We start from the raw sequence: 13261 nt of genomic DNA on the forward strand, positions 1-13261 counted from the left end.
CTTAACTCTCTTGTTCCACCAGGCGCTGCAGTGCCGCCTGGCTGTGCGGGAGATCTGCGGCCTTGGCGACGTCCTGGCCGAGGAACTCCATGATTTCCGGCCAGCGTTCCAGGGCTTCGTCGGTGGCCGCGTCGTTGCCGCGCTGGTAGGCACCGATGGCGATCAGGTCACGGTTGGCCGAGTAGGCCGAGACCAGCCGCTTCAGCTTGCGGATGCGCAGGCGCCACGGTTCGTCGGCGATTTCCGTGACCACGCGGCTGACCGACGATTCAACGTCGATGGCCGGGTACAGGCCACTGTCGGCCACGCGCCGCGACAGCAGGATGTGGCCGTCGAGGATCGCGCGCGCTGCATCGGCGATTGGATCCTGCGGATCGTCGCCTTCGGTCAGCACCGTGTAGAACGCGGTGATCGAGCCACGGCCCTTGGCACCATTGCCGGCACGCTCGACCAGCGCCGGCAGCTTGGCAAACACCGACGGTGGGTAGCCTCGGGTGGTCGGTGGTTCGCCGACCGACAGGCCGATCTCGCGCTGCGCCTGGGCGAAGCGGGTCAGCGAGTCCATCAGCAACAGCACGTTCAGGCCCTGGTCGCGGAACCATTCGGCGATGGCGGTAGCGCGATAGGCACCATGCAGGCGCGCCAGCGGCGGCCGGTCGGCGGGACTGGCCACCACCACGGCGCGGCGCAGGCCTTCCTCGCCCAGCGTGGTCTCGACGAAGTCGCGTACTTCGCGGCCACGTTCACCGATCAGGCCGACCACGATCACGTCGGCGGCGGTGTAGCGGGTCATCATGCCCAGCAGCGTCGACTTGCCGACGCCGGAACCGGCGAACAGGCCGACACGCTGGCCGCGGCCGATCGGCAGCAGCGCGTTGATCGCGCGCACGCCCACGTCCAGCGGCTGGGTGATCGGCTCACGCGCCAACGGATTGATCGACACGCCGGCCATGCCGACATGGCCCTCGGCGCGGATCGGGCCCTTGCCATCCAGCGGCACGCCGTCGCTGTCGATGACGCGGCCGAGCAGGCCTTCACCCACTTCCACGCCGCCACGGCGCGCGGACGGCACCACCCGCGCATTGGGCAACAGGCCATGCAGCTCTGCGCTGGGCATCAGGTAGGTGCGCTCGCCGGCGAAGCCGACCACTTCGGCATCGACCCAGCCACCATCAACCACTTCCACCTTGCAGCTTGCGCCCAGCGGTGCCTCGCAGCCGACCGCTTCCAGCGTGAGCCCGACCGCGCGGCGCAGCACGCCCTCGCGGATCAGGCCGCGGCCATGGGCAGTATCCACACGCAGGCCATCGAGGCGACGGGCCAGGCGCAGGTTGCGGGCCATGGCCCAGTCGGCCGGTGGCGGCGTCGGCTGCTGATCGGGGTTCATGCATTGGCTCCGGTCTGGCGGATCACCGCGTCCAGCGCGCCGCGCAGGCGGGCTTCCAGGGTGCCGTCGATGCGCACGGCTTCGGCGTGCACGCGAAGATCGCCGCGGCTGAGGCTGGTGTCTGGCACCAGGCGCTGTTGTGGCGGCAGGCTCAACAGCGGGGCGAGGGCGGCGATGTCGTCCGGGTGCAGTCGCACTTCCACTTCCCGGGTGCTGCCACCCACCGCGTCGATGGCCTCACCGACCAGCTGTGCCAGCAGTGCCGGGTCGGCTTCATAGGCGCGGCCGACCAGCGCACCGGCGATGCGTACCGCCAGCTCGCCCAGTGCGCCGACCACTTCGTTCTCCAGCCGCACCAGCGGTCGGCTGAAGTTGTCCAGGATGCCTTCGATCTGCGCGGCGAGACGACGCACCTCCGCCTGGCCCTGGCCGTAGCCTTCGGTATGGCCGTGCTGGAAGCCTTCCTTCTCTGCGCTGTCCTGGATGGCCTGGATTTCCTCCAGGGTCGGCAGCTGCAGCGGCGGCTCCGGCTCGTGTTCCGGGTCCGGCTCGGTGAGTTCGAACGCATCCGCCTGATCCAGCACCGGTTCGGGCTGGGCCAGCAGGTCCGGGGCAAGCCAGCGCACGACGTTGCTCACAGCATGGCCTCCGCGCTGCCACCGATGGTGACGGTGCCTTCATCGGCCATGCGCTTGACGATGGCCAGGATCTCGCGCTGTGCGCCTTCCACGTCGGACAGGCGCACCGGGCCGCGGGCTTCCATGTCTTCCAGCAGGATTTCGGCCGCGCGCTGCGACATGTTGCGGGTGATCTTGTCGCGCACCTTGATGTCGGCACCGCGCAGGGCCAGGCCCAGGCGCTCGCCGCTCACTTCGCGCAGCACCAGCTGCATTTCGCGGTCGTCCAGGTCTACCAGGTCGTCGAACACGAACATCAGGTCCTGGATGCGGTTGCTCAACGGCGCATCGATGCGGGCGATCTCGCCCAGGATCGCCTGGTCCTGGCCGCTGTCCATGAAGTTCAGGATGTTGGCCGCGCACTGCACGCCGCCAATGTTGGACGACTTCAGGTTCTGGTTGCCGGCGAACTGGCGCTCCATGATCTCGTTGAGTTCATTGAGTGCGTTCGGCGGAATGCCGTCGAGGGTGGCGATGCGCAGCAGCACGTCCACGCGGGTACGGTCGGGCAGCAGCTTCAGCGCGTCGGCGGCCTGGTCGGTTTCCAGGTGCGCCATCACGATGGCGATGATCTGCGGGTGCTCGTTGCGCACCAGGTCGGCCACCGCACGCGGGTCCATCCACTTCAGCGCGTCCAGGCCGGTGGTGTTGCGGCCGAGCAGGATGCGGTCGATCAGGTTGCCGGCCTTCTCGCTGCCCAGTGCCTGCACCAGCATGTTGCGGATGTAATCGTCCGAGCCCACGCCCAGCGAGGTCTTCGAGCCCAGCTCCTGGCCGAACTGGTCCATCACCCGTTCCACCTGTTCGCGGGTGATGTCGGTCATGGTGGCCATGGCGATGCCGATTTTCTGAACTTCCTTGGGTTCCATGTGACGCAGCACTTCGGCCGCATCCAGCTCACCCAGCGAAAGCAGCAGTACGGCGGCGCGCTGCACGCCAGTCAGTGCGGCCTCAGTCATTGGCCACCCAGCCCTTGACCACCTGGGCCACGCGCTTGGAGTCGGTCTTCACGGCTTCACGCGCCATCCGCAGTCGTTCCTCATATGAATCCACCGGCAGGGCCAATGCATCCGGCCCGCCCAGGCTGGCCCGGTCGGCGCCCAGCGCCGGCAGCGGCATGCCATCGTCATCGACCAGCTGCACGTCCGCGGTATGCGGCTCCAGTGCCAGCTCGTCGTTCTTCTTGTTCTGGCCGGTGATCGCGCGCAGTGCAGGGCGCAGCACACCGAACAGCAACGCCAGCACCACCACGGCACCCAGCAGCATGCGGCCGGCGTCGTGCACCCACGGCAGCTCCCACCATGCCGGGCCTTCGACCGGCGTGGTGTCACGCACGAACGGGGCGTTCATCACCGACACGGTGTCGCCACGCTCGGCGTTGAAGCCGACGGCCTGCTTGACCAGCGCCTCGACGCGGGTCAGTTCGGCGGCCGACAGCGGCTGCGGGCTCATCTTGCCGTTGGCACCGGCGCGCGGGACGTTGTCCACCAGCACCGCCACCGAGACGCGCTTGATGCGGCCAGCCGGCTGGCGGGTGTGCTGCAGGGTGCGGTCCAGCTCGTAGTTGCGGGTCGCATTCTTGCTGCTTTCGGTCGGGGCCTGCGCAGTGGCCGGTGCGGCCTGCTGGCCCGGCGGGCTGTTGCTGGTCGCGCCCGGCACGCCCTGCGGCCCCGGGGTGCTGGTGGTGTTCTCGCTCATCTGCTCGCTGCGCAGCTTCTGCGGTTCACCGTTGTAGAGCTCACGGGCTTCCTCGGTCACCGAGAAGTCCATGTCCACGCTCACTTCCGGATTGACGCGGCCAGGACCGGTCATCGGCTCCAGCAGCTCGCGGATGCGCTGGTTGAACGAGGTTTCCTGGCGGCGGACCTGCTCGAACTGGGCCGCATTGACCGCCGCTTCGCTGTTCGGGTCGGTGATGCTGAGCATGCGCCCGCTCTGGTCGACCACCGTCACCCGTTCCGGAGCGAGGTCCGGAATGCTGGCCGCGACCATGTGCACGATGGCGTCCACCTGGCTGCGTTCCAGCTGCTGGCCGCCACGCAGTTCCAGGGTGACCGAGGCGCTGGCCACGTCGCGCTGGCGGGTGAAGGCGCTGGGCTTGGGAATGGCCAGGTGCACGCGCGAATCGCGCACCGGGCGCAGCGTGTTGATGGTGCGCGACAGCTCGGTTTCCAGCGCGTGCTGGTAGCGTGCGCTTTCCACGAACTGGCTGACGCCGAAGCCCGGGTCGCGTTCCATCAGCTCGAAGCCGAGCTTGCCGCTGTCGGTCAGGCCGGAGCCGGCCAGCTTCAGGCGGGCGTCGTGCAGGTTCTTTTCCGGCACGGTGATGCCACCGGTGGCCGGGTCGAGCGCGAACGGGATCTGCGCGGCGCGCAGCAGGTCGGTCGCTTCAGCGGTGGCCTTCTGGTCCAGGCCGGTATACAGCGGGACCATGCCGGGCTTCTGCGACCAGAAGAACACGGACAGCCCGGCCGCTACGGCCACGGCGATCATCGCCATCAGTCCGAGCCGACGGGTGATCTGCAGGCTTTGCAGCCGATCGAACCACTGGCCCGCCTTTTCGGCGTTCAGGGATTCCTTGGAGAGCGACAGGGCCATGCGGTTCTATCCTTACAGCGGCATGTTCATCACGTCCTGGTAGGCCTGGACGAGACGGTTGCGGACTTCCACGGTGGCGCGGAAGGCGATCTGGGACTGCTGCGAGGCGACCATGACCTTGGCGAGGTCGGCGCTGGGGTCGCCCATTTCGAAGGCTTTTGCCAGGGCGCCGGATTTCTGTTGCGCGTCGTTGACGCCGGCAATCGCACCACGCAGGGTTTCGGTGAAGCTGACCGGCTGGGCCTGCGGTGCATCCAGCACCGTGCCCGGCAGGGCGTTGCTGCGCGGCGTTTCGCCCAGCGGGTTGAGCGCCGGTTGTCCCATCTGGGTCTGATAGGAGCGGATCTGCGAAAGGATCGACGTGACGGAGTGGGACATCTGCAACGGTTCCAGAAACAGGGGATGGGGTTGTCTGCTGGAGCAGGTGCAAGTGCCGTGCCGAAACCGGTTTTCGATTCAGTGAAGTGAGGGTTTTGGGTGTGCTGGCAGGGCTGCGCCCTGCACCCGCCGAATCAACGTCAACGTCAACGGCTGGCGATCCGTGGGGGGCGGGGTGGGTCCGGTTGCGGGGGACGCTGCAAGTACATCCATGTAAGCTCGGTCGCGCCATCCATGGCGCTCACGCCCCCGCAACCGGACCCACCCCGCCTTCGACAGAATTCCGCGATCTGTTGGAACCTGCTGCTGATGGTGGGTGCCGACCGTTGGTCGGCACGGGCTCTTACCCCATTGAAGGCGCCATTTAACCGGCGTCGGTTTTCTGGCCTATGGCTGCAGGGTCCAGCGGCCGGAATTCTGGCGCTGGCGGGGTGCGATGGGGCCGTCGTGCTGGGTGTAGATGAAGCGGCCCTGGTGGTCGGTCTGGCAGGTCAGCAGCAGGGTGTAGTGGGTAGGGCCGGCCGGGTGGGCTTCGGTCATCTGGATTTCCGCGATATGCGGGGCCAGGTGCTGATAGCGGTAGCTGCCGCCGATGCGGAGGTCGGTGCCGAGGATGTCCAGCACATACTGGTTGCCGGCGAAGCTGACCTGCACCATGCGTCCGGCATTGGGGTTGTCCGGTGCGTACAGCGGGTCGCTGAGGTTGGTGAACTGGCGCTGGTCCAGCGTGGTGGGCAGGGTGCAGTCGGCGGCGCTGGCCAGGGGCGGGCAGAGCAAGGCGGCGAGCAGAGTGAGGCGATGCATGGTGGGACCTCGTTGGGATGTCCTTGCCATGCTCCGCACTGCGGCGGTGATGTCTTTAGGAAAACGTGCAAATGCAATGGGGTCAGATCTCTTTCCGCAGGAAAGGGATCTGACCCCAGGTACTGGAAACACCAACGCCCGGGCAAGCCCAGGCGTTCGTGCCCCCTTCATGCTGGTCGCGAGGTTCAGCCGGCCAGTTCGGCCTGCTCGCGTTCGATGCCGTACTTGCGCAGCTTTTCCACCAGGGTGGTGCGGCGCAGGCCGAGCAGCTGGGCGGCGTGGGCGACGACGCCCTGGGTGCGTTCCAGTGCTTCGTTGATCAGGCCCAGTTCGATGTTGGCCATGTGGTTGCGCAGGTCCATGCCTTCATCGGGCAGCGCCGCCGGTGCTGCGGCGCGATTGACGGCAATGCCGTGCTCCAGCGCCGGTTGGTTGCCGCCGCCCGGGGTGTGGAACGAGAAGCTGCGCAGGTCCAGGCGTTCTTCGCTGGCCGTCGGCTGTACCGGTGCCGGTGCGGCCACCGCTGCCAGTGCAGCGTCGCCACGGTAGCGGGCCGGCAGGTCCTGCACGCGCACCGATCCGCCCGGGTGCAGCACCGCCAGGCGCTCGACCAGGTTGGTCAGTTCGCGCACATTGCCCGGCCACTCGTAGCCGGCCAGGGCCTGCAGGGCTTCCGGGGTGAAGCGCACTTCGCCACGGCCGGTGCGCGCCAGCTGTGCGGCGATGGTTTCCACCAGCGCCGGCAGGTCTTCGCGACGCTCGCGCAGGGCGGGCACGTCGATCGGGAACACGTTGAGGCGATAGAACAGATCCTCGCGGAACTTGCCTTCGGCAATACGGGTTTCCAGGTCGCGGTGGGTTGCGGCCACAACGCGTACGTTGCAGCGGATGGTCTGGTTGCCACCGACGCGCTCGAAGCTGCGTTCCTGCAGCACGCGCAGCAGCTTCACCTGCATCGGCAGGCTCATGTCGCCGATTTCGTCGAGCAGCAGGGTACCGCCTTCGGCCATTTCGAAACGGCCCTTGCGCGCGGTCAGTGCGCCGGTGAAGGCACCCTTTTCGTGGCCGAACAGTTCGCTTTCCAGCAGGTCGGCCGGAATGGCGCCGCAGTTGATCGCCACGAACGGGCCGTCGCGGCGCGGCGAGCGCTGATGGATGGCGCGCGACACCACTTCCTTGCCGGTACCGGATTCGCCCAGCACGAGCACGGTGGTGTCGAATGCGGCCACCTGTTCGATCATCGTGCGCAACGCAGTCACCGCCGGACCGTTGCCGGTCGGGCCTTGGTCCTGCGCGGCGCCGGCCTGGTGCTCGGCGTCCAGGCGCTTGAGGCTGGCGCGGCGCAGCAGGGCTTCCATCTGCGCATGGCGCAGCGGCGTTTCCAGCGGCCAGATGTTGGCTTCGTGCAGGCCGTGCTGATGGGCAAAGGCTGCGGCATCACCGTCGGCCAGCAGTACCGGCGGCGGCAGGCTGCTGCCGCCCAGCCAGTTGTACAGCGCGGTGCTGGCAGCGGTGTCGTCCAGGCTGCCGACGATCACGGCCATCCAGTCGTTCTGGCGCTGGCGACCCAGGTCGAAGTCGGCCGCGTCGGAAACCCAGCGCGGGTTGAAATCCATGAATTCCAGCAGGGCAACGGTGCGCTCTGCGCGCACGGCGTCGTTGTCCAGCACCAGGATGCGCGATTCGCTCACGATCGATCCTCCCTGAGGCCTTCCAGGATCGGCATGACTTCCTGGATGTAGGACAGCTTGCTGACAAAATTGTCGGCGCCAGCGCGCAGCGCGTGTTCGCGGTGCTCGGCGTCGTCGAAGTGGCTGGCGATCACGATGTACGGTGCATCGTCCTGCGACTTGATCAGGCGGGTGGCCTGCAGGCCGCCCATTTCTGGCATCGCCAGGTCCATCAGCACCACCTGCGGGCGCAGCGTTTCCGAGCGCTCGATCGCTTCCAGGCCGTTGCCGGCGCTGCCGACGATCTGCAGCCAGTCGATCTTGCGGAAATGGCGCATCGCCGCGTTGATGAAGCCCTCGTGGTCATCGACCAGCAGGACCGTGAGCTTGTTCATGTCCAACATCCTTTTCAGCCCACCCGGGCCAGCTGCGGTTGCCTGGCGCCAAGCCGGCGCCGTTCACGGGCCGGGGCGATGTCCAGTTGTTCTCGGTATTTTGCGACGGTTCGGCGGGCAATGTTCACCCCCTGGCGCGACAGCAGGCCGGCGATGGCCTCGTCGGCCAGCGGCCGGCCGGCCGGTTCGGCGTCGATCAGGCGGCGGACCATGGCCTTCACGGCCTGGCCGGAGACGCTGGCGCCTTCCAGGCGCACGGCGAAGAAGTGCTTCAGTTCGAAGGTGCCGCGCGGGGTCTGCAGGAACTTGCCGGTGGTGATGCGCGAGACGGTGGACTCGTGCATGCCGATCTCTTCGGCCACTTCCTTCAACGTCAGCGGCGCCATGGCCTCCTCGCCACGCACCAGGAACGCGGCCTGGCGCTCGACGATCACCCGCGCGGTGCGCAGCAGGGTGTCGTAGCGCATCGACAGGCCGCGGCTGAACCAGCGCGCTTCCTGCAGCATTTCGCGCAGTGCCGGTGCGGCCTCGCTGGTCTCGGCCAGGGCCTGTTCGTACTGGCTGTTGATCGAGACGCGGCGGCTGGTCGCCGGATTCAGCGCCACCTTCCACTGGTCGTCGGCGTGCCAGGCGATCACGTCCGGCACCACCACGGCATTGCGTTCGGGCAGCAGGCTGTCACCCGGGCGCGGCTGCAGCGAGAGGATCAGGCGCACGGCTTCGCGCACGTCGTCGATCTCGGCGTCGTGCAGGCGGGCGAGGGCGGGGTAGTCGTGCGCGGCCAGCGCGTCGAGCGCGCCATCGAGAATGCGTGCCGCCAGGTGGCGGGCGGGGACTACGCCGTGCAGGCTGCGCAGCTGTGCCTGCAGGCCTTCGCGCAGGTCCTGAGCGGCCATGCCGGCCGGCTCGCCATGCAGCAGCTGCTGACGGATGGCTTCCACGCCGTCGGCGGCGATGTCGAACTGGGCGCTGGCCAGCAGCTGCAGCTGGTCCAGCGGTGCCTGCAGGTAGCCTGCCTCATCGCAATGGTCCAGCCAGAAGGCGGCCACGGCCAGCTCGCGGTCATCCATGTCCAGCGACAGGCGCTGCAGCACGCGCAGCTGCGGGTCGCTCGATTCGCCGGCGGCGATGCGCGCCATGCGGTCGTCGTCGCCGTCCTGCCAGCTGGCGCCGGCCACGTCCCACATCGACGACTCGGGCAGCTCGTCGAACGCAGCGGTTTCCAGCGTGGTGGCGCCGGCCTCGGTGGCTTCGGCGGTGGGTGCTTCAGCCTCTTCGATCTCCAGCAGCGGGTTGGAGTCCAGCAGGCGCTGGATTTCCTGTTCCAGGTGCAGGCCATCAAGCTGCAGCAGCCGGATCGACTGCAGCAACTGCGGGGTGAGGTGAAGTTGTTGGCCCAGCTGGGTCGAGAGTGCAGCCTTCATCGTGGTTCCCCGGCACCGCTCCCCGGCGCCTTGTGGAACGCATCTTGCTTTTGATCCGGCGGGGACGGAATCAGGGGGTTCCTGAGGGGCTTCGTGAATGTCCTGACAGGGTGTAGGGGTATTCCCTACATTGTCGCGGAATGTTGACGATGATCGCCGCTAAGTTGCTGATTTCCGGTGTGGGTCCCGGATTGATCGGGCTGCGCCGTGTACGGATTCCTGTCAGGGAGCGTCGGGGTGACGGGAATTCGTCGTCAGTGCGGATCTGGCCTCCTTCGCGGAGGATCACTCCAGCTCGTGCTGGTGGCGCGCGGCCAGCAGCAGCAGATCGTTGGCGCGGCGACAGCCCAGCGACTCCATCATGCGTGCGCGGTGGGTCTCCACCGTCTTGACGCTGATGCCGAGGTCGGCGGCGATTTCCTTGTTGCTTTCGCCCTTGCCGATGCGGCGCAGGATCTCGCGCTGGCGCGGCGACAGTGCGGCGATGCCGGTGGGTTTTTCGCGACCGAGCATCGGTGCCAGCATCTTGGCGGAGATCTGCGGGCTCAGGAACACCTGACCGGCGTGTGCGGCACGCAGCGCCAGTTCAAGCTCCTGCGGTGCGGCATCCTTGACCAGGAACCCGACCGCGCCGCGATCGAGTGCATCGCGTACGTGCGCGGCGTCGTCGTGCATGGTCATCATCACCACCCGCGTGCCGGGGGCGCGCAGGCGGATGTCGCTGAGGGCTTCCAGGCCGGTGCGGCCGGGCAGTGACAGGTCCATCAGAATCACGTCCGGGGCGTGCTGCAGGGCCAGCTGCAGTGCCTGCTCGGCATTGCTGGCCTCGGCGACGAGCTGCACGTCGGCAAACCCCTGCAGCAGCCGCGCCAGGCCGGCGCGGACCAGGGTGTGATCGTCGACGATGAGAACTCGCACAGGCACGTTGGAGGTCCGTGAGGGGAGTCCACCTTAACTTAGCTGAACGGGCGCGCCAAGGGTTGCCCATCCGGCGTCATGGTGGCAGGTTTCAGCGGGCGCGGCGTGCTTCGGCCACCTGGCGGCGATGCAGGCGGAACAGATGCCGCTCCATTGCCATCTCCAGGCCATCGCCAAGACGCTGGAAACGCAGCCACAGGTAATGACCACCGCCACCGTCCGCCGCTTCGGCGACCACTTCCACGGGAAGGTCGATATGGTCAGGCAGCCAGTCGCTGGGCTGCAGGCGCACCAGGCCGGCCTGGCCGGGGCTGGCGCCGCTGCGCGGCCCCAGCTGCAGGCGGATGCCGCGGCGTGACCAGCGCACGGGGCGCAGCGTCAGTTCCTGGCCCTGCTGGCGTACCAGACGGCCGAGCAGCACCATCGCCAGATCCAGCTTGGCTTCCAGCCGCTGCAACTGCAGGCTGGACTCATTGCGGTCGTCGTGCTCGTCAACGCGGCTGTCCTCGACCAAGGCCAGGCTGCGCAGCAGGCCTTCGGCACTGCTGGTGCGACCGGCGGCGCTGCCTGCCTGGAACTCGGCCGGCAAGGCCAGCTCGCAGCTGAGCGTTTCGTCGAACAGCTCGCTTTCGGCGGGGTGGTGCAGCGACGTGGTCGGCAGTTGGGTCATGCGAGTGATTCTGCCTGCAGGTAGGCATGCGCCGCTCGAAGGGAGCGGCCGGTGTGCTTCAGGTGAGCTGCGGCTTCATCGCGGAGGGAGATCATGCGCGCCAGTACGCGTTGCTGGTGGTCGCGCAACGCGAGGATGGCGGCATCACTGGGGCGCTCGACAACCAACGACAGGGCAGCCACGGCTTCCAGGTGTTCGGCCATCAGGCGTTCGCTGGTGTCGTGGTCCTCGCCTTGGAGGCTGGTTTCCAGCGTATCAAGGGCGTCGTGCATAGTTTGAAGGTTCATGGCGCCACCGCTTTGGTGACCTGGCGCTGGTCTGCCGGAATCGCGTTCCAGGCCGAATCGATCTCCACCATCAAGCCCAGGGCTTCCTTCAGTGCGGTTGGATCGTTGTGCAGGTTGCCCTCGGTCAGGCGCATGATGACGAAGTCGTACAGTGCCGACAGATTGCCGGCAATCTCGCCGCCGGCTTCGTGATCGAGCGAGCCGTTGAGGTGGCCGACGATGGCGCAGGCTTCGCCGATGGCCTTGCCCTTGCGCGCCTGGTCATTCTGCTGCAAAGAGGCTTCAGCGGTGCGGATGCGCTCGCAGGCACCGGCCAGCAGCAGCGCTACCAACTTGTGTGGATCGGCATCGACGACCGAGGTGGTCACGCCGACTTTTCGGTACTGCTCGGCGAACTGCCGATTGGAACCGTACATAGGGGAAGTCTCCTGGAATGCCTGCCCATCCGCGTGGGTTGAGGGGTTCGGCACGGGTCTAACGGGTTATCGGCGCAGCCGGGGCTCTACTTGAGTACCGACTGCGCCGGAAAAATGCCTGGAAATCAGTTGCCGAGCTGCTGGATGAGCGAGCCGCCGGCCGATTGCATCTGCGTGACCATCTTTTCCATCGCGGTGAACTGCTTGGTGTAGCGGTCGGCCACCTTTTCCATGTTCTTGTCCAGCTCGTCCAGCTGCTTTTCCAGTGCCTTGATCTGCTTGTTCAAGGTCGCCGTACGCTGGGTGATCGTGCCGGTGGTCGCGTCCAGGCTGCTCTTGAGCAGTTCGGTCATCGGCTTGCCCAGCGCGCCCTCTGCACCGAACAGCTTGGTGGCGGCCTCCGGGTTCTTCGCCAGCGCGGTGTCGAGCTTGGCGCCATCAAGGCTCATGCTGCCGTCGGCGGCAATGGTGATGCCCAGATCCTTGAGGTCGTTGACGTTGGCACTCAGCTGGGCGCGCAGCTGCTGCTGCAGGCCACGGACCATGGCGTCTCCGGTCATGGTCGAGGCCGTGCGCGTCTCAGCGTTGTAAGCGCTGGAATTCTTCAACGTGGTCTGGATGCCGTTGTAGGCGGTGATGAAGGCCGTGAGATTGGTCTTCAGCGTGCTGTTGTCCGGAGTGACGGTCAGCGTCTGCGTCTCGCCTTCCTTCGCCTTGGTCAGGGTGAGGCTGATGCCCGGTACCAGGTCGGTGATCGTGTTGGAGCTGCTGGTGCGGGTGAAACCATCCACCACCACCACTGCATCCTTGGCGGGCACCATCTCGGTCATCTTCGATGCGGATGTGCCGTCATAGGCCAGCTCGGAGAGTCCGCCATTGCCGCCACTGGCGCTGACCTTCAACGCGCCCTTGCTGCCGGAATCAACGGCGGTCAATACCAGGTGCATGCCATCGTCGGCGGTCACCACGGCCGCGGTGACGCCCTTGCTCTCGGCGGCGGAATTGATCTCGGCTGCGATCTTCTCCATCGTCGCGCCGGGTTCGATGTTCACGCTGATGGACTTGTCGCCGTATGCGATCGTCAGCGTTCCGTCGCCAACCACGGCGTCCTTTGTATACGCCTTGGAGCTGAGCTTCTGGTTCTGTGCCAGGGATTTGACTTCCACCTGGTGGCTGCCCGCAGCGGCCTTGCCGGCGGTCGTGCTGGTGTCCAGGGTCGCAGTGAAGTTCGACTCGGTCGGCGTGCTGACTTTCAAGCCGGGGGTGGCCACACCCTTGACCAGGGTCTTCAGCGCGCTCTGCAGACCTGTCATTCCGCTTTTGATGGTGCCAAGCGCCGAAAGCTTGGCGCTGGCGGCAACACCCGCCGAGTTGATCTGCTTTTCCCGGGGCTCGCGTTCCTTGGCGGTCAGCTGTGCAACCAGGCTGGGAATGTCGAGGCCGGAACCAATCGTGCCGATGGCCATGAGGGGAATCCTTTTTCTTGGACGGGCCGGGCGGGTGTCCTGCACCTGCTATCGGCCTGGGAGGGGCGAGCTTGAGCGTGGAAACGCTCTCCAGCCTTCTGCAAGACCCATGCCAATCTGCCGCCGGGCACGAAGAAGGGGGCTTGCGCCCCCTTCCCGTTGTTGCTTTGT

General features: G+C 66.9%; 14 protein-coding genes. All 14 read right to left on the reverse strand.

The features are described 5' to 3' along the window. Position 1: 1 nt before the first annotated feature. The gene (locus ACZK45_RS10040) at positions 2 to 1387 is read right to left on the reverse strand and encodes a FliI/YscN family ATPase (RefSeq protein WP_032129207.1); all 1386 of its coding nucleotides are present in this window, start codon (positions 1385 to 1387) and stop codon (positions 2 to 4) included. Continuing rightward, a complete protein-coding gene (locus ACZK45_RS10045) occupies positions 1384 to 2025 on the reverse strand; it encodes a FliH/SctL family protein (RefSeq protein ID WP_032129206.1) in 642 nt (213 codons plus the stop codon). The genes ACZK45_RS10040 and ACZK45_RS10045 overlap by 4 nt, the downstream gene beginning before the upstream one ends. Further along, on the reverse strand, positions 2022 to 3008 hold the full coding sequence (gene fliG, locus ACZK45_RS10050; protein ID WP_024958226.1) for a flagellar motor switch protein FliG: 987 nt from the start codon (positions 3006 to 3008) through the stop codon (positions 2022 to 2024). The genes ACZK45_RS10045 and fliG overlap by 4 nt, the downstream gene beginning before the upstream one ends. A gap of 7 nt (positions 3009 to 3015) precedes the next feature. Further along, positions 3016 to 4662, reverse strand: coding sequence for a flagellar basal-body MS-ring/collar protein FliF (fliF, locus tag ACZK45_RS10055; protein WP_253143086.1), 1647 nt, complete (start codon positions 4660 to 4662; stop codon positions 3016 to 3018). Between the two features lie 12 nt (positions 4663 to 4674). Beyond that, on the reverse strand, positions 4675 to 5040 hold the full coding sequence (fliE, locus tag ACZK45_RS10060; RefSeq protein ID WP_253143087.1) for a flagellar hook-basal body complex protein FliE: 366 nt from the start codon (positions 5038 to 5040) through the stop codon (positions 4675 to 4677). Positions 5041 to 5427: 387 nt separating this feature from the next. After that, positions 5428 to 5844: a hypothetical protein gene (locus tag ACZK45_RS10065; protein WP_125895717.1), complete on the reverse strand. Its 417-nt coding sequence runs from the start codon at positions 5842 to 5844 to the stop codon at positions 5428 to 5430. A gap of 185 nt (positions 5845 to 6029) precedes the next feature. Continuing rightward, positions 6030 to 7535: a sigma-54 dependent transcriptional regulator gene (locus ACZK45_RS10070; RefSeq protein WP_049421906.1), complete on the reverse strand. Its 1506-nt coding sequence runs from the start codon at positions 7533 to 7535 to the stop codon at positions 6030 to 6032. After that, positions 7532 to 7909: a response regulator gene (locus ACZK45_RS10075; RefSeq protein ID WP_010485922.1), complete on the reverse strand. Its 378-nt coding sequence runs from the start codon at positions 7907 to 7909 to the stop codon at positions 7532 to 7534. Before ACZK45_RS10075 ends, ACZK45_RS10070 begins: the two co-directional genes overlap by 4 nt. Positions 7910 to 7923: 14 nt before the next feature. After that, a complete protein-coding gene (gene rpoN, locus ACZK45_RS10080; RefSeq protein ID WP_478445784.1) occupies positions 7924 to 9333 on the reverse strand; it encodes an RNA polymerase factor sigma-54 in 1410 nt (469 codons plus the stop codon). Positions 9334 to 9618: 285 nt separating this feature from the next. Next, complete coding sequence (locus ACZK45_RS10085) at positions 9619 to 10251, reverse strand: response regulator (protein WP_032970105.1); 633 nt, start codon at positions 10249 to 10251, stop codon at positions 9619 to 9621. Positions 10252 to 10342: 91 nt separating this feature from the next. Beyond that, positions 10343 to 10921, reverse strand: a complete 579-nt coding sequence (locus tag ACZK45_RS10090; RefSeq protein ID WP_317216534.1) for a PilZ domain-containing protein — start codon at positions 10919 to 10921, stop codon at positions 10343 to 10345. After that, the gene (locus tag ACZK45_RS10095) at positions 10918 to 11208 is read right to left on the reverse strand and encodes a hypothetical protein (protein ID WP_125429337.1); all 291 of its coding nucleotides are present in this window, start codon (positions 11206 to 11208) and stop codon (positions 10918 to 10920) included. Before ACZK45_RS10095 ends, ACZK45_RS10090 begins: the two co-directional genes overlap by 4 nt. Next, the gene (gene fliS / locus ACZK45_RS10100; RefSeq protein ID WP_049398118.1) at positions 11205 to 11624 is read right to left on the reverse strand and encodes a flagellar export chaperone FliS; all 420 of its coding nucleotides are present in this window, start codon (positions 11622 to 11624) and stop codon (positions 11205 to 11207) included. The genes ACZK45_RS10095 and fliS overlap by 4 nt, the downstream gene beginning before the upstream one ends. 125 nt (positions 11625 to 11749) lie before the next feature. Further along, on the reverse strand, positions 11750 to 13090 hold the full coding sequence (gene fliD / locus ACZK45_RS10105) for a flagellar filament capping protein FliD (protein ID WP_049421909.1): 1341 nt from the start codon (positions 13088 to 13090) through the stop codon (positions 11750 to 11752). Positions 13091 to 13261: the final 171 nt, after the last annotated feature.

Source organism: Stenotrophomonas sp. 63632_Sma (assembly GCF_056482875.1).

What these genes read in the sequence shown, in the direction of transcription:
- fliF (WP_253143086.1), bottom strand. Translation starts at nt 4,662, where the DNA reads ATGGCCCTGTCGCTCTCCAAGGAATCCCTGAACGCCGAAAAGGCGGGC.
- ACZK45_RS10075 (WP_010485922.1), bottom strand. Translation starts at nt 7,909, where the DNA reads ATGAACAAGCTCACGGTCCTGCTGGTCGATGACCACGAGGGCTTCATC.
- ACZK45_RS10065 (WP_125895717.1), bottom strand. Translation starts at nt 5,844, where the DNA reads ATGCATCGCCTCACTCTGCTCGCCGCCTTGCTCTGCCCGCCCCTGGCC.
- fliE (WP_253143087.1), bottom strand. Translation starts at nt 5,040, where the DNA reads ATGTCCCACTCCGTCACGTCGATCCTTTCGCAGATCCGCTCCTATCAG.
- fliD (WP_049421909.1), bottom strand. Translation starts at nt 13,090, where the DNA reads ATGGCCATCGGCACGATTGGTTCCGGCCTCGACATTCCCAGCCTGGTT.
- ACZK45_RS10040 (WP_032129207.1), bottom strand. Translation starts at nt 1,387, where the DNA reads ATGAACCCCGATCAGCAGCCGACGCCGCCACCGGCCGACTGGGCCATG.
- rpoN (WP_478445784.1), bottom strand. Translation starts at nt 9,333, where the DNA reads ATGAAGGCTGCACTCTCGACCCAGCTGGGCCAACAACTTCACCTCACC.
- ACZK45_RS10095 (WP_125429337.1), bottom strand. Translation starts at nt 11,208, where the DNA reads ATGAACCTTCAAACTATGCACGACGCCCTTGATACGCTGGAAACCAGC.
- fliS (WP_049398118.1), bottom strand. Translation starts at nt 11,624, where the DNA reads ATGTACGGTTCCAATCGGCAGTTCGCCGAGCAGTACCGAAAAGTCGGC.
- ACZK45_RS10090 (WP_317216534.1), bottom strand. Translation starts at nt 10,921, where the DNA reads ATGACCCAACTGCCGACCACGTCGCTGCACCACCCCGCCGAAAGCGAG.